A 15437-nucleotide genomic window follows, 5' to 3' on the forward strand; every position below is an offset into this window, starting at 1 on the left:
TTTTCGTCTCGCGGGGCGGGCGGCCGCCGGGGCGGGGGGGGGTGGTGTTTTTTTTTTTTCTGATTGGGTGGTTGTTGGGAAAAAACACCCCCCCGGGGGGGGGGCCCCCGCCCCCGCGGCGGGGGGGGGCCGCCACGCCAGGGCAGCCCAGATGTACCGGCGCGCGATCGACCACGGCGACGCCACGGCGATTATGCCGCTGAGCATGCTGCGTGAGCGTGCGGGCGACCATCGCGGTGCCGACGAGCTGGCCGTCCGGGCGGTCGAGCTCGGGGACCGTCGCCCCCTCGAACGGTTCGCCCTCCGGGCCGACGACCGGGGGGATACCGGGCGCGCCGACGCACTCGCGCACGCCGCGGCCGATGCCGGTGACGCGAACGTGCTGTGTCTGCTCGCCCGGCGGCACCCGGGGACCGACCGCGCCGAGACGCTGTACCGCGCGGCCGCCGAGCGGGGCTCGGTACCGGCGTCCGCCGCGTTCGCCGTCATCGCTTTCGGGCGCGGCGACGCGGCCGACGTCGAACGGTTCGCCCGGCAGGCCGCTGCCGGCGGGGACACCAGCGCGCTGCGCCGCATCGCCGACCTGCACCGCCACAGCGGGGCGTACCGGCAGGCGGAGCGGTTCGCCATCGCGGCCGCCGTCTACGGTCACGCCTTCGAACATCGCGTGCTCCGCGAGGAGCAGCGCTGGCTCGGCAAGCCGGGCGCCGTGGCAGCCGCGCTGCGCCGCATCGCCGGCGACGTCGACACGGCGGCCGTCCGCCGCCTGCAGGCGTGCCAGGCGATCAGCGTCACGCGGGCCCTCACGATGGCGCTCCGACTGGCGTGCCACCGGCACACTGGTCCACTCCGCGCGCTGGCAACCGACCGCCAACGACACGGTGACCAGGCGGGTGCACTCCGGCTCGCGGTGATCGCGGACCGCTGCGCCGATCCGTCGGCGCTGACCGAGCTCGCCCTGCTCGCCGACGCGTCCGCGGACCACGCCGCCGCCGTCCAGCTGGCCGAGCGGGCCGCCTCGCACGGCGACAGCACGGCGCTGCGGCGGCTGGCCCGGGCCCACCGCCGTACGGGCGACATCGACGACGCCGTGCAGCTGCTGGAACGGGCCACAGCCGGCGGTGACCCCGATGCGCTGTTCGACCTGGCCCGGACCCGGCACCACGCCGGCGACGCCGACACCGCCGAACCGCTCTATCGCGACGCCGCCCGCGGCGGGTCAGGCGACGCCGCCAACGCTCTCGCTCACCTGCTGCAGGACACCGACCCGCCCGCCGCGGCAAGATACGCCGAACGGGCCGTACAGCTGGGCCATCCGACCGCTGTGCGTGACCTCGGGAGGGCCCGGTACCGCGTCGGAGACCTCCGGGCCGCTGCCGCGCTGTACCGGCAAGCGGCTGACGGTGGTGACGACACCGCGGCGCGTCTGCTGGCGCAGCTGTGGGATCGTCACCATCACGATGAGGCGGCCGAACTGGCCATCGAAGCCGCCGAACACGGAAGCCCGGTCGTGCTGCGTCATCTGGCGGGCCTGCGCGAAGGGGCAGGCCGCTTTGATGAGGCCGCAGCCTTGTACTGGTCGGCCTACGTCAGCGGCGACCAGCAAGCGCTGATGCAGCTACCGCACATGCGCGCCGAGGACGACGGCGACCAGGCTCGCGCGGACCGCCTCACCCTCCAGACGACCCCGGCGCAGCGTCAGCGAGCCGTCGCGGACCTCGGCGCGGTCCGGGCCCTGACCGGCGATCTCGCAGCCGCCGAACGGCTGTACCGGCGGGCCGCCGCCGCAGGCGTGGCTGTCGACCTCCGGCCCGTCATCCGGGCCCGCCTGGCCACGGACGCACCGCTGCGCGAATCGGTCGCCACGCTGTACGAGCGGGCGGGTGCGCACCTGGTCCTGGCGCGCCGCGACCTCGCCGCGAGGAAGGCGCGGGAGGCTGCGGCGAAGTGCGTCCTGGCGGCGAATCTTGCGGACCCGGACGCGCTGCCGGAGCTGGTCCGGCTCAACCGGCAGCTCGGTGACAGGGTCACCGCCGACATGATCGACCGGTACGGGCTGACCGATGACGGAGAATGCGCCGCCTGGTAGGCCGGCGCGGAACGGATCGCGGTTCACCCGCCGTCCGCAGTGGATTCGGAATCCTATCTGCGCCGCGCGTAGGTCCTGAAGGACCCCAGACCATGGATGGCATCGCGAAGTCCTGATGCTCGGCGATGCGTCGTGCCCAACTCTCGATCGCCGGCCCTCGATCTCGATCATCCACGCGCGCAGATGGCAGGCAACGCCGGAAGTGCGCGAGCAACCCTCCCCCGCTCGCCTGCGACCGGCCATCGGCTGCAGACGACCCGGGACTCTGCCAAAGAACTGCGCTCGTGAATATCGTGATATTGCAATGCAGGAATGATAGTGAAAATCACTTTCGAAGGACTTGTAGTGTTCAAACCCCTGTCCTACTGTCCTTCTGGTAATGAACTCCGTTATCATTAAGCAGGTGTGAAAGGTGGCGATTCCCGTGCGCCAGAGACGCGCAGGTCTTCTTGGGGCCGCCCTGCTGTCGATCGCGATGCTCGCGTCGGCGTGTGGCTCCTCGTCCGGAGACGACGGCGCAGCGTCAGCGTCGTCGGGCTCCCCCGGCTCGAGCGGTGTCACGGTGGTGGCGTCCACCAACGTCTACGGCGACATCGTCCGGCAGGTGGCGGGCGACAAAGTGACGATCACGTCGATCATCAGCGACCCGTCCGCCGACCCGCACTCCTACGAGGCGAACACCCGCACACAGCTCGAACTGTCGAAGGCGAACGTGGTCATCGAGAACGGCGGCGGCTACGACGACTTCGTCGACACGATGCTCAAGTCGGCGAACAGCAAGGCGAAGGTCCTCAACGCCGTCGAGATCTCCGGCAAGACCGCCGGCGCCGGCGAGGAACTCAACGAGCACGTCTGGTACGACCTGCCCTCGATGAGCAAGCTCGCCGACCAGATCGCCAGCGCGCTGTCCGCGGCGGACCCCGGCAACGCTGCGACGTACACCGCCAACGCGACAGCGTTCCAGCACAAGCTCAAGGAGCTGGAGACCACCGCGGCCGGGATCAAGTCGGCCCACGCCGGCGTCAGCGTGGCGATGACCGAACCCGTCCCCGGCTACCTGCTGGAGGCGTGCGGGCTGGAGAACAAGACGCCCGAGGAGTTCGCCGAGGCCATCGAGGAGGGGACCGACGTCCCCGCCGCCGCGCTGCAGGAGACCCTCGATCTGTTCATCGGCAAGCAGGTCAAGCTGCTGGCCTACAACGAGCAGACCACCGGACCGGAGACCGAGAAGGTGCTGCAGGCGGCGAAGGACAACAAGATTGCGGTGGTCCCTGTCACCGAGACGCTGCCGGCGGGCATGGACTACGTGAGCTGGATGAGCGGGAACCTCGCCGCGATCAAGGCTGCGCTGGGCTGATGCCGCACAGCGACACCGCGGTCGCGGTGCTGGAGTTCGAGGACGCCGGGCTGAGTTTCGGGCCACGGCGGCTCTGGTCGGGGTTGTCGCTGCGGATCGAGGTGGGCGAGTTCATCGCGGTGCTCGGCGCCAACGGTTCGGGCAAGACCAGCCTGATCCGCACGATCCTCGGGCTGCAGCAGCTCAACTCGGGGCGGCTCCACGTGAGTGGTCGGCCGCCCCGGCGGGCGGCGGACGACATCGGCTACGTGCCGCAACAACGGCGCATCGACCCCCTGACACCGTTGCGCGTCCGCGACGTCGTCGGCCAGGGCCTCGACGGGCATCGTTGGGGCTTTCGCCGCAGCGCCGGGCGGGCCGCTCGCATCGCCGCCGCGTTGGAGTCGGTCGACGCGGCCGCGTTCGCGGACATGCCGATCGGCTTGCTCTCCGGCGGCGAGCAGCAGCGGGTCCGCGTCGCGCAGGCACTGGTCGCCGACCCGCGGCTGCTGCTGTGCGACGAGCCCCTGCTCTCCCTCGACCTGCGCAGCCAGCGCACCATCACCGCGCTCGTCGACCGGCGCCGCCGGCAGAAAGGAACCGCCGTCGTGTTCGTCACCCACGAGATCAACCCGGTGCTTCCCTACGTGGACCGCGTCCTCTACCTCGCCGACGGCGGGTTCCGGGCCGGCCCGGTCGAGGAGGTCTTCACCTCGGCGACGCTCTCCGGCCTCTACGGTGTGCCGATCGACGTCGTCCGGGTCGACGGGCGCATCCTCGTCGCCGGCATCCCGGAGGCGGACGAACCACACCACCACGACAGCGGCGCCGCCGCGGTCGGAGCGCAGCGTGTCTGACCCGGACATCTGGGACCGAATCTTCAACTTCGACGACTACGCCCAACTGCTCGGCCTCGTCCACAACTCGATCATCGCCGGCGCGGTCCTGGGCCTCGTGGGCGGGCTGATCGGCACCTTCGTCATGATGCGCGACCTGCCGTTCGCCGTACACAGCATCAGCGAACTGTCGTTCGCCGGCGCGTCCGGCGCCCTGCTGCTCGGCGCCAACGTCGGGCTGGGCTCGCTGACCGGCTCGGTCCTGGCCGCGCTCGTCATCGGCCTGTTGGGCAACCGTGCCCGCGACCGCAACTCCAGCATCGGCGTGCTCATGCCGTTCGGCCTGGGCCTCGGCGTGCTGTTCCTCGCCCTCTACAAGGGTCGATCAGCCAACAAGTTCGGCCTGCTGACAGGCCAGATCGTCGCGGTGGACACGCCACAACTGACCTGGCTGATCATCACCTCGGCGATCGTCCTGGCCGGGCTGGTGATGATCTGGCGGCCGCTCGCCTTCGCCAGCACCGACCCCGAGCTCGCCGCGGGCCGCGGCGTGCCCGTGGCAGCGCTGTCATCGGTGTTCATGCTGCTGCTGGGCCTCACCGTCGCGATGTCGGTACAGATCGTCGGAGCCCTGCTGGTACTCAGCGTCGTGTGCACCCCCGCGGCGGCCGCGATGCGGATCACCGCATCCCCGTTGCTGGTGACGGCCCTGAGCGTCGTATTCGCCGTCGGTTCCGTCGTCGGCGGGATCCTGTTATCCCTGGGCAGCTCGATCCCGATCAGCCCATACGTCACCACCATCTCATTCCTCATCTACATCGTCTGCCGGATCGCCGGCGCGCGCCGCCACCGCCGGGGCTGGATGCCCGTGCGGCCCCGGACCGCGATCGCGCGGTGACACGAGCATGGGGACGCCATGACCGGGCAGCAAGCCGTCCCCCGCAGAGCGACGACCCGATCGAGGCCATCACGGCCATCCTCCAGGTGCTCGCCCGGCCGCTGCGCCTCCGGATCGTCCTGGACATCCTCGATCGCGACGCCACAGCCGCCGAACTCGCCGACCGGCTGGACGTCGCCTACGCGACGCTCGCGCAACACCTGCGTCACCTCCGAGTGGCCGGCCTGGTGCACCGCCACCGGGCCGGCAACCACGTGTACTACACCGCGACACCGCCAGCCGCCGCGGTCGTCCGCGTCATCCTCGCCGAGGTCCTCGGGACGGCGGATGGACCGGCACCGGTCATCCGCGCCCAGCCGCGCCAATGAGTGCCGTAGCGCTGACGACGCGCGATGCTCATGCTGGCGGGACGATCGCGCAGTTCGGGGAAAGCCGGCAGCGTCCGTACACGCCCGTTGAGTCGCCACCCGAAAGGGTCCGGTCATCGTCTGGTGGATACCGCCGGTGTGCCGTCCCAGGACGCGTACGAGTCCGCCGCGCTCGACGCCCTGCGCGCACTCGTACGGATTCCCTCAAGCGGCCGGACGGCGACAGTGCCGTCGAGGGGCACAAAGCGCAGGTGGCGGTCCACCAGACGTGGTCGGCGGCGATCTGCAGGTCGTACCTAGGCCGATGTCGCGCCCGTGACACGTGCGGGTGAACACGTGAAAGCATTGCCATATCAGCATTTCTCGCACCATTGCACGTGGCCGACCTCTTCAGAGTTGGCCGCGGGAGAGATTATGCTAAATCGACTGCCGTCCGCCCGGAGGTCTTCGGCGAGCCCCGGGCTACTCGAGGAGGACCCCGTGCGTCCAACTTCGCCGAAGCTGTGTCCGGCATGACCGGCCGAAACCGAACCCGCCCGGCTGCTCGTGCCACCGCTCGCAGCCAGAGCCGGTCGTCGCCGCCCGCGTGGGTCTATCCGGCCCTTGCCGTCGCTTTGGCCCTGGGTGCGCTGCTCGGCGCGATCACAGCGGACAGCGACCCCCGGTCGGACACGCAGAAGCGGATCGACGCCATGCAAGCGGCCGACGTCCAGCGGGACATCGAACAGGTCGGCGCTCTCACCGACCAGGCCCGGCGCGTGCGTGACCTGCTCGGCTCGGTGCTCGACGGCATGTACACCGCCCTGCCGCCTGGCGCGACCACGCCCGGCCCTCTGGCGAGCGCCGGCCAGGTCGATGGCTGGAAAGCGGTCACCCGCAAAGCTGCCACGGAATTCGCGGATCCGCCTTCCGCCGGCACGGCCGTCAACATGGCCCGGGCCGGTCTGGCGGCCGGGACCCGCCAGCTCGACCTCGCCGTCGACACCTACACCACAGCCCTGCAGGTCGACGCGGACCGGCGCGGGACGTTGCTGGCGCTCGCCGCACGCCAGCGCGACGGCGCCATCGCCACCTGGTCGATCGGCGCAACCGGACTCGACCAGCTCAACATCGACACCGGCCGCGGCCATCAACACGTGTTCCTGCCCAGCGCACCCGGACAGAACGCGATGACTGCCGATGGCGAGCGAGAGGGCAATTGAAGCTGGTGCCGAGTGCGCAGACAAACCGGACCGGCTTCGGAGCGAGAACTTACCGCCCTCCGTCCGGCACCGCGGTGATCGTCTGTGCGATGCGAAACCATGCTGACCTGATCGGTGGGGGGTCTGCATGGGCTGTTGGAGCCGCCCTGCCCGGCGCGCTCATTTTCTGCCAGGTGAGCTCGGCATTCGCGAAGGAAGACAGCGACGATCGCGCCGGCCAGCGCCGCCAACGCGCGAGCCAGTCGATAATGAGGGTTGACCACCCTAACCTAGGTCAGGCGTTGGTCGGGGTCGATCTCGACGCGGTGGACGATGTGCCGCGCTGCGGTAGCGGCATGACGGCAACCAGCTTGATGACGGACCAGTGGGGTTCGGGGTAACGGCGGCCGGGGTGTCGAAAGCCTTGTGTCCGACCATTTCCCCGAGCCGCGTCATCGGCGGCACGGCGAGCGCCGCCACGATCAGCTGCACGGCTTCGAGCCAGTTGAGTGGGCGTCGCTCGTCGCGAGGTGGCCGGCGATGTACGTCCAGGTCAGGGTGAGCGAACGGTCCGCGGCGACGCTGATCAGGTCCTCACCATGGCTGCTCAGGAGCACGACGGCGCCGTCGGTGGCAACAGTGCGGATCTGCTGCGAGATCGGCGTCAGCTGCCATCGGTCGACACTCGAGTTCGGCTCGTCGAAGCCGACGGAGCGACGGCCGGAGACACGCGCGGCGGCGACGACGACGAGGCGTTGCGGCCGGCCGCCGGGGAGCGACAGCGGGTGGCGGTCGGCGAGGCCGGCGAGGTCGATCTCCGCGTTGACCCGGTCAGTGAAGATTTGGTGCTCGACGTCCTGCATCACGATGGCGCCGGCGCGTCGCCGCGTGCGGAGCGTCAGGGGGCCGGTCATCGAGCAGCACGGTGCCGGGGCAGCGCTATAGGCCGGTGACATTCCTGGCGAGCCTCGAGCTACCGGCGCCGTTGAGGCCACGGATCGTGGTCGCTTCTCCATCGGCGAACGCGACCCGATCGAGGGCGAGGACGGTTCTGCCGCCGAGCCGGCAGTACACGTCGACGAGCTCGAGCACCCCGGCGAGGACGTTTCGGCCGGCACCTCGGTGAACCCCAAGTCGCACCGACGACGCCGATCGAACCCGGACGCGGACTGCCTGCAACACCGGGAGCGCCGCCCGCGATTCGGCGCAGCAGACTTTACAATGAAAACCATTTCCAACAAAATGTTGTTATGAGCTCCCGCACCAACCTCTCCGGAGCCGATGCCGCACCGGCAGAGGATCTACGCCCAGCAGTCACCGTCCTGGTCGGATTCGCACCCAAGGCCAGCCACGCCGTCGCGCGGGCACTGCTGGTCGCCGACCCCACCCTGATCCTGATCCGACACGACGTCAGCAGCATGCCGCACGGGCAGATCCAGCGGGTGGTGCGGACAGGCGCCGCACTGCTGGAGGACGTCACCGTCGAGCTGGCACACAGCTGCATCGGGTGTGCCCTGCGCGAGGACCTGCTACCCGCGCTGATCCGGCTCAGCCTGGAACACCCTGGCCGGGACATGGTCCTGCTGCTGCCACAGGCCGTGGACCCGGAGGCGCTCGCTGCGGCATGCGTCGATCATCCAGTCAACCAAGCGGTCCGGTTCGACTCCTACGTCGCCGTCGCCGATGCGGTCACCATGCTCGACGACCTCACATCCACCGACGACCTGCGCCACCGTGGCCTGCATACTGCCGGCAACGACGACCGCGGTGTCGCTGAGGTCCTCGTGCGGCAGATCGAGTACGCCGACACCGTGCTGCTCTGGGCAGACCCAGACGTCGACACGTTCGAACTGGCCCGTGCCGCTGCGCTGCTGCACCGCCTCGCACCCTGGGCGACACAGCTGAGGGCCGGCGGTGCGGCAAGCGTGGACTGCACCGCGCTTGCCGCAGCGCTGCGTGATTGCCACCGCCACGACCCGCAGGTTCCGGGCATGCTGGGCCGGGCCATGGAGGGCTTCAGCATCGGCGTGCACGAGCCGAACGCGGACTGCGGTGTGGTGTCGATGCTGTTCCAGGCCCGCAGACCGTTCCACCCCCAACGGCTGCACGACGCCCTCGGAGCGGTCGCCGGCGAGGCGTTACGGGGCCGGGGGCAGTGCTGGGTCGCGAGCCAGCCCGACGGCATCGTCGGCTGGGAGTCCGCGGGCGGCGGGACGGCACTGGGCACCCTCGGCTACTGGCTGGCCGCCCTGCCCGCCCACCGCTGGGAGGAAGCGACCAACCTGCGGCGCCTCGCTGCCGGCCTGGCCTGGGACCCGTACTACGGCGACCGGGGCACCAGCCTCGCCTTCGTCGGCCTACACCTGGACGTCGCCGTGATCAGCGAGACCCTCCGGGCCTGCCTGCTCACTGACGCCGAGCTCGCACTCGGCTTCAACGGCTGGCGTGACCTGCCCGACCCGTTCGCCGACTGCTTCCCACTGTTCGAGGACTGACCAGGCATGTCGGGGTTGTTCAACATCGACACCATATGAGGGCGGAATGCGACCGGTGCCTTGGAACCTGGGCCGCGCAACTCGGCAGCGGGCCGAGATCATGGAGATGCTCGCGAAGACCGCCGAGTTCATCGGTGCGCAGGAGGTGCACAACCGCCTGCGGCAGTCGGGTTCGACGATCGGGCTGACCACCGTCTACCGCACATTGCACGCACTGGCCGAGGCGGGTGAGATCGACACGGTGCGGCTCGACAACGGTGAGCAGCACTACCGTCGCTGCAGTAACGGCCGCCACCACCACCTCATCTGCCGGCACTGCGCGCGCACGGTCGAGATCCGGGGACCCGGCATCGAGTCCTGGGCGCAGGCCGTCGCCGGTGCGCACGATTTCGTCGAGGTCAACCACACCCTCGAACTCTTCGGCACCTGCGCGTCGTGCCGTGACGTCCTCGATGCCGGGCCGGACGCCGACCGGTGGATGTCCACCTGATCCGCGTCCGAAGCACATGCGTCACGCGGGCCGGGCCCCACGTGTGGGGCCCGGCCCGCTGTGCCCGTTACGGCACGACGACGAAGGTGAAGGTCTTCTCGCCGGTGGTGACGTTGGTGTTGTCGGCGCGTTTCGCGGTGACCTCGAACTTGACCGTGTAGGTGCCGGCCTTGTCGAAGCCCCAGTTGTAGTGGGCATGGGTGTTGCGGGGCACGTCGAGGTAGTCGGGGGTGCCGTCGCCGCTGTCGAAGAGCTTGATCGGGTCGCCGAAGCTGTCGACGCCGTAGACGCTGAACCCGCCGCCGGCGGGGCCTGTGACGCTGGCGAGCTTGAACGTGACCTTGTTGTTCTTCAGGGCGTTGTTGGCGATCTCGGTGGTGTTCCAGCCGGCCCAGATCTGCCCGCCGATCGGGCTCTGGTCCAGGATCCAGGCGTAGCCGCCGTTGCCGAGGAAGGCCCAGGGCCCACTGCCCGATACGGGCACCTTCGCCGAGGCGGGAACCTCGATGATGACGTCCGATGGCGCGCGCTCGACCGGGCTGCCGCCGTTGTCGTCGAGCACCGACAGGATGAGGTTGGTGCCGTCGTAGTCGACGTCGAGCACGTCGACGTGACCCGTGGTGAGGGTGACGACGGCGTGTGCGGTGCCGGCGGTGCCGGCCAAGAGGCCGGTGGCGAGGGCGGCCGCGAGCGCCGTCTGCAGCGCACGTCTACGCAGTTGCACGGTCTTGCCTCCTTCTACTGGACGACTTACTGAACGACCTTGAAGCGGTATGTAACGACGTCGGAGCTGACGTGTCCGCCGGTGGCGAGGGTGCCGGTCACCTTGAGCTTGATCTTGTAGGTGCCGGCCTGCTCGAAGGCCCAGTTGAGGTGCAGGTGGCTGCCGACCGGCAGGGCGACCGTGTCGGGCAGGCCGTCGCCGCTGTCGACGAGGACGGTCGGCACGCCGGTGCCGCTGGTGGTGTAGAGGCTGACGTCGTCCGGGCCGATGACGTTGACGAACTTGACGTTCACGCTGTCGCCCTGGAAGACGCCGGGCTCGAGCTCCTCGGTGCCCAGCCCGGCCCAGAGCAGGGCAGGGTTCTGTAGCTGCGGCAGGATCCAGACCGGGTCGCCGGGCGCGCCGAGGAAGCTGTAGGCGGGATTGCTCGGGACGGTGGTCTTCGCCTGCTTCTTGACCTTGAACAGCACGTCGGCCGGGTCACGCTCGACGCCCGGCTCGACGGTCTCGTCGTGGACGTGGACCTCGATCGCGCCGTCCTCGTACTCCACGTCGACGACGTCGACGTGACCCTGGCTGAGCACGACCGGCGAAGCGTTGGCGGCCGCCGGCGCAACCAGCAGCGCGGACGCCACGGTGCCGGCGGTGATCAGCATGCGTGCGGTGGTACGCACTTGGATGACTCCTCCCGTGCGATCCCCAACGGATCGCTTAATGGAAACGGTAGTCGTTTTCATTAAGCGTTGTAAAGACGTGCGGCGTGCCGTCATCGGCTGGCAGTGCGGCGGCGGCTGAGCCGCACGAGGATGACGCCGGCCAGCACCAACGCCGCGCCGGAGCCGACGATCGGCAGCAGCACCGCGCCGGTCCTGGGCAGCCCGCCACCACCACCGCCGTTGAAGCCGGTGTTCGGGTCGACGGACGAGCCGACGGCGACGACCAGGGTCCGGGTGTCGGTGACGGCCTTGCCGGCGTTGGTGGTGCCGGCCATCGTCACCCCGATGCGGTAGATGCCGGGTGCGGTGAACGCCCAGTTGCCGTGGGCGTGGGTGTTCGCCGGGATCGACATCCGCTGCGGCAAGCTCTTCGCGGTGTCGAACAGCACTTCGGGCTTGCCGAACGACCCGGTCAGGAACAGCTTCATCGCGCCGGGGCCGTTGATGTTGTCGATCTGCCAGGTCACCGCACCGCGGATGCCGCCGACAACGGAGGGGTCCTGGGTGTTCCAACCGGGCCAGAGGATGCCGGACTGCTGCGCCTGCGGCAGCAGCCAGATATCGGCGCCCTCGGTGCCGAGGAACGTGTAGTCCGGGCCGGCCGGAACCTTAATCTTCGCCTTGTCGACCGCGTGCAGGACAACATCGGACAGTTCGCGCCAGACCGGCGGGCTGGACGAGTCGTCCCGGATCCGGATCGTCCAGGTCTCGCCGGACAGTTGCGGTCCCATGTCGACGTGCCCGTCCGCGATCACCTTGCGGTTCGACGACGTCGTCGGGGCGGCCAGCTTTTCCAGCGATGCCGGCGGCGTCGTCAGTGCGGCGGCCGCCGGTGGCGATGATGGCTGTGCCAGGACGGTTGGCACCACCACGGCAGGCAGTTCACCGACCGCGTCCGTCGCCGGGATCTCGACACGGTAGGCGGCCGTCGTCGTACGCTTCACGTCCCTGACGGTTCGGACGGTCAGGGTGAGCCGGTAAGTGCCCGGACGGCCGAAAGCCCAGACCATACCGTCGATCCGTTGCCCGCCGGTCAGCCGCATGGTGGACGGCTCTCCTTCGCCGCTGCCGAGTAGGTGGGCCGGAGGCGTGAACGCGGCGACGGTGTACGCGTCGAATGCGCCCGGTCCTTCGACAGCCGACAGGTCGATCTCGATAGCGGTCCCGGACGGCAGTGCGGTGGCGTCGACGGCCGGCAGGTCGCCGGACATCGGGGCCAGCGTCCAGACCGAAGTGCCGGCCTTACCGAGGAACGCGAAACCGGCCCGCTGCGGCACCCGGCCGGCGAAGCCGCCGTCGCCGCGCAACACGACGTCCTGCGCAGCCTCACCCGCCACGTTGGCACGCACCTGGAGCCCGTCACGAACTTGCACGGCCAGGCCGCCCCGCCGGTCCTGCCCGAGGTGCAGCAGGTCGCCGCCGGCCAACTGGCCGGCGGTCCAGGCCGAGCCGACGGCCGGCGCCGCCGCCGCGGAACTGGGCAGGCCTGCCAGCAGGCCAGCCGCTCCCGCGGCGGCCCATCGGACCACGGTCGTTCTCATGGTGTATGCACACCTCTCCGCCGGTGCTGCACCGGCTCTGTCGCGCGCGTCCACAATGGATGGCTAATCACGACGTCGGTAGCTGCTCGTCACGTCAGCGGCACGCTGATGCGGAACGGTGCCTGGGGCGTCACCGGCATCGTCCGAACCGGCCACGGCGGCGTCGGCTGCCGAGCCGGTGCGGGCCTCGTCGCGGCCCTGCCGGCGGGCCTGTTCGATCGCTGCGGCCAGCCGCCGGCGGGACCGCCGCCGCCACCGCCACGCGAGCCAGACCGCGGCCACCAGGGTGAGCAGCACGAGTGCCTGCGACCACGGCCATGCCCACACCGGGACCTGACCGCTGGCCAGCACCGGTGCCGGGTCGAGGACTTGCTGCCCGGGGCCGACCGGCAGCACCGACACGGTGGCCGACAGCCGGACCAGCGGTGCGACACCGCTCAGCCGGGCCGTCGCGGTGTAGGCCTGGCCGGGAAGGATCTCCGGGATTGGGTCGAGATCTACGCGACGGCGGCCGAGTCCGAACGGCCCCTCGGTGACCAAGGCCGCGCGGCCGGTCAACCGGACGTTGCCGGTGTTACGGACGAGGTAGGTGACTTCGACGGTGCCGCCGCGCAGCGGGTTCGGGGTGCCCTCGTACGAGCCGTCGATGTTCTCGATCTGCAGGGTGGGGTGCAGGGCACCGCTGACCCGCAGGTAGATTCGGGAGCCGGCGCGCCGGTCGACCGCGACCTGGTTGCCGCTGCCGTCCACGGCCCGGGTCACGACCGAGGCGACGATGCCGCCCGCGTGGTCGCCGGGGGTCGCGTTGGCCGGCACGGTCAAGCGGAACGGCACGTCCAACCGCGACTTCGGCGGCACCGTCATCGACCGGGCGTTGAACATCACCCAGGATCCGACGTCCGTCGGGGCCTTGCTCGCCGGGAGCAGGTCGAAGCCGCCTTGCGGGGTGGTGAAGGCGTCACTGGCGTACACCTCCACGGTGAGCGGTTCGCTGCCGTAGTTGGCGATGCCCGCGTAGTCGGTCACCGTCGCGCCGGGGTCGAGCTTGTACTCGAAGGCTGCACGGCCGTTCGGGCCGTTCGCGGTCGACGGCACCACGGCCCACGTCGTGCCCGCCGGCGTTGCGTGTCCCGGCACCGGGCACAGCAGCACCGCCGCGCACAACACGGCGAGCAGGACTGCGGCGGACCGGGTCGTGCGGTCACGGCATGCAGCAAGACGCATTGATGATTCTCCGTCTACCAGAGGGAACTGAGGACCGGTGGGCGGGCCGCGTCGGAGTGCGGACCGCCCACCGGCGCCTCAGATGGCCGTCAGGGTCAGCGTCGCCTGGTAGGTGCCGCCGGCGGTGTCGGTCGGCAGCTCCAGCCGCAGGTCGGCGCCGAACCTCGCCGTGCCCCGCCCGGTGTCGGCCGCAGCCGAGCCCAGGAGGCAGCTTTCGGCAAGTCCGTTGCCCTCCTCGAATCCGGACCAGACCGGGTCGCCGGGGACCGCGCCCTGGCCGGAAACCTGGGCCAGGACCTTCGGGAGCCAGCCCAGGTACTTGCCGCCGAACGACGCGCCACCGTCGGTGCGGAAGTCCGACACCTGCCCGGAGACGTTCCAGCCCGGCTTCGCCGTGCGGGTGTCGGTCACCGTGACCGGCCGCAGCTGCCCGATCGCCTCGAGCCGGTCGCCGCTCTCCGCGAGCTGGATCGGCGACATGCCGACCTCCCGGTCGTTCGGGTCGACGCTGACGACCAGCGCACCGTTCGAGTCGTCGACCGTCGCGGTGATCGTCTGCCACAGCTGCGGGTCCGGCTGGTCGTCGCCGACCTGCAGCGCCACCGGCGCGGACTGCGCGACCACCGCGTCGGACTCGTCGTACAGCTTCACCAGGTACTGGCAGCCGTCGAGCTGCTCGGTCGCGGTGAACGTGTACGTCCCGCCGCCCTCCCCCGGAATGACGGCGAATTCGGTGGCGCCCGGGCACTTGCTGAACCAGTGGTAGTCGTCCAGGTCGGTGACCGGGTTCTGGGTGGCGGTGAGCGCCACCTGTGCGCCCGGTAGGTAGGACGGGGCCAGCCCGGTGATGGCGAGCTGGGTGGCCGGATCCGGGTCCGGGCCGGTCAGCGGGCCCACGACGAACTTGTAGTCGATGGGCCCGGTGTTGAGCACCGTGCCGTTCTTCAAGGTCGCCTCGGCCTGGAATTTCAGCGTGTAGGTGCCCTGCGCGCTGAAGACCCAGTTGGCGTGCGCGTGGGTGCGCACCGGCACGTCGAGGACGTCCGGCAGGCCGTCGGGGCTCCCGAACTTGACCGTGGGATCACCGAGCGCACCGACGGTGAATACCCACACCGACCCGGGGCCCTCGACGTCGACCAGGCTGATCTTCACCTTGTCGCCGTCGAACACCCCGGTGGTCAGCGTGGTCGTGTTCCAGCCCGGCCACAGCAGCTTCTCGTCCTGGATCTGCGGCAGCATCCACACCGTCGTCCCCGGCGCGCCGAGGAACGCGTACAGCGGATGGTCCGGCACCTGCGTCGCTGAGGCCGGCAGCGCCTGGAACGTCACATCGGCCGGGTCGAGCGAACGTGACGGCTCGACCGTGTCGTCGTGCACTTTGAGCGTCAGGGCGCCGCCCTCGTAGTGCACGTCGACGGCGTCGGTGTGGCCTTTCGACAGCACCACCGGCTCTGCCGCCTCGGCCACCCCCGCTCCGGTCAGCACCGTGCCGGCCGCCGTGACGACGCTCAACGCCGCGGCGGCAATGGATCGCCTCAT

The 15437-nt window shown here is 70.2% G+C and carries 13 protein-coding genes and 1 pseudogene; 8 read left to right on the plus strand and 6 right to left on the minus strand.

Annotated features, from left to right (window positions below; all coding sequences use genetic code 11):
* The 6 genes from ABZS66_RS36060 to ABZS66_RS36085 all read left to right on the plus strand — a co-directional run.
* Window positions 1–2089, plus strand: a 2089-nt coding sequence (locus tag ABZS66_RS36060; RefSeq protein WP_354765708.1) for a tetratricopeptide repeat protein, incomplete at its 5' end; no start/stop codon positions are given.
* A gap of 424 nt (window positions 2090–2513) precedes the next feature.
* The gene (locus ABZS66_RS36065) at window positions 2514–3446 is read left to right on the plus strand and encodes a zinc ABC transporter substrate-binding protein (RefSeq protein ID WP_354765710.1); all 933 of its coding nucleotides are present in this window, start codon (window positions 2514–2516) and stop codon (window positions 3444–3446) included.
* Entirely contained in the window at window positions 3446–4282 is an 837-nt protein-coding gene (locus tag ABZS66_RS36070; RefSeq protein WP_354765712.1) for an ATP-binding cassette domain-containing protein, read from the plus strand. The genes ABZS66_RS36065 and ABZS66_RS36070 overlap by 1 nt, the downstream gene beginning before the upstream one ends.
* Window positions 4275–5159 carry a metal ABC transporter permease gene (locus ABZS66_RS36075; RefSeq protein ID WP_354765714.1) on the plus strand — a complete coding sequence of 295 codons (885 nt, stop codon included), beginning with the start codon at window positions 4275–4277 and terminating at the stop codon, window positions 5157–5159. The genes ABZS66_RS36070 and ABZS66_RS36075 overlap by 8 nt, the downstream gene beginning before the upstream one ends.
* Window positions 5156–5527 carry a winged helix-turn-helix domain-containing protein gene (locus ABZS66_RS36080; RefSeq protein ID WP_354765716.1) on the plus strand — a complete coding sequence of 124 codons (372 nt, stop codon included), beginning with the start codon at window positions 5156–5158 and terminating at the stop codon, window positions 5525–5527. Before ABZS66_RS36075 ends, ABZS66_RS36080 begins: the two co-directional genes overlap by 4 nt.
* Window positions 5528–6039: 512 nt before the next feature.
* Window positions 6040–6729, plus strand: a complete 690-nt coding sequence (locus ABZS66_RS36085; protein ID WP_354765718.1) for a hypothetical protein — start codon at window positions 6040–6042, stop codon at window positions 6727–6729.
* Window positions 6730–7190: 461 nt separating this feature from the next.
* Here ABZS66_RS36085 and ABZS66_RS36090 read toward each other — a convergent pair.
* Window positions 7191–7797, minus strand: a pseudogene (locus ABZS66_RS36090) (ATP-binding cassette domain-containing protein); the annotation flags it as partial.
* Between the two features lie 161 nt (window positions 7798–7958).
* Here ABZS66_RS36090 and ABZS66_RS36095 point away from each other — a divergent pair.
* Window positions 7959–9203 (plus strand): GTP-binding protein, encoded by a 1245-nt coding sequence (locus ABZS66_RS36095; protein ID WP_354765720.1) that lies wholly within the window; start codon window positions 7959–7961, stop codon window positions 9201–9203.
* A 46-nt stretch (window positions 9204–9249) separates the two neighbouring features.
* Complete coding sequence (locus ABZS66_RS36100; protein WP_354765722.1) at window positions 9250–9693, plus strand: Fur family transcriptional regulator; 444 nt, start codon at window positions 9250–9252, stop codon at window positions 9691–9693.
* Window positions 9694–9760: 67 nt separating this feature from the next.
* On the opposite strand, the gene ABZS66_RS36105 is transcribed toward ABZS66_RS36100, so the two are convergent.
* The 5 genes from ABZS66_RS36105 to ABZS66_RS36125 all read right to left on the minus strand — a co-directional run bounded on the left by ABZS66_RS36105 (window position 9761) and on the right by ABZS66_RS36125 (window position 15437).
* Window positions 9761–10417: a choice-of-anchor M domain-containing protein gene (locus ABZS66_RS36105; RefSeq protein WP_354765724.1), complete on the minus strand. Its 657-nt coding sequence runs from the start codon at window positions 10415–10417 to the stop codon at window positions 9761–9763.
* Between the two features lie 26 nt (window positions 10418–10443).
* Window positions 10444–11091: a choice-of-anchor M domain-containing protein gene (locus ABZS66_RS36110; RefSeq protein WP_354765726.1), complete on the minus strand. Its 648-nt coding sequence runs from the start codon at window positions 11089–11091 to the stop codon at window positions 10444–10446.
* Between the two features lie 92 nt (window positions 11092–11183).
* A complete protein-coding gene (locus ABZS66_RS36115; RefSeq protein WP_354765728.1) occupies window positions 11184–12674 on the minus strand; it encodes a TIGR03773 family transporter-associated surface protein in 1491 nt (496 codons plus the stop codon).
* A 63-nt stretch (window positions 12675–12737) separates the two neighbouring features.
* The gene (locus tag ABZS66_RS36120; protein ID WP_354765730.1) at window positions 12738–13898 is read right to left on the minus strand and encodes a DUF916 domain-containing protein; all 1161 of its coding nucleotides are present in this window, start codon (window positions 13896–13898) and stop codon (window positions 12738–12740) included.
* 78 nt (window positions 13899–13976) lie between these two features.
* Window positions 13977–15437, minus strand: a complete 1461-nt coding sequence (locus ABZS66_RS36125; RefSeq protein WP_354765732.1) for a choice-of-anchor M domain-containing protein — start codon at window positions 15435–15437, stop codon at window positions 13977–13979.

The sequence above is a fragment of the Dactylosporangium sp. NPDC005572 genome (genome assembly GCF_040605515.1).
Lineage (GTDB): Bacteria > Actinomycetota > Actinomycetes > Mycobacteriales > Micromonosporaceae > Dactylosporangium.

Coding starts and splice junctions, on each gene's coding strand:
- ABZS66_RS36070 (WP_354765712.1), top strand. CDS start 3,446: ATGCCGCACAGCGACACCGCGGTCGCGGTGCTGGAGTTCGAGGACGCC.
- ABZS66_RS36085 (WP_354765718.1), top strand. CDS start 6,040: ATGACCGGCCGAAACCGAACCCGCCCGGCTGCTCGTGCCACCGCTCGC.
- ABZS66_RS36095 (WP_354765720.1), top strand. CDS start 7,959: ATGAGCTCCCGCACCAACCTCTCCGGAGCCGATGCCGCACCGGCAGAG.
- ABZS66_RS36100 (WP_354765722.1), top strand. CDS start 9,250: ATGCGACCGGTGCCTTGGAACCTGGGCCGCGCAACTCGGCAGCGGGCC.
- ABZS66_RS36115 (WP_354765728.1), bottom strand. CDS start 12,674: ATGAGAACGACCGTGGTCCGATGGGCCGCCGCGGGAGCGGCTGGCCTG.
- ABZS66_RS36120 (WP_354765730.1), bottom strand. CDS start 13,898: ATGCGTCTTGCTGCATGCCGTGACCGCACGACCCGGTCCGCCGCAGTC.
- ABZS66_RS36125 (WP_354765732.1), bottom strand. CDS start 15,437: ATGAGGCGATCCATTGCCGCCGCGGCGTTGAGCGTCGTCACGGCGGCC.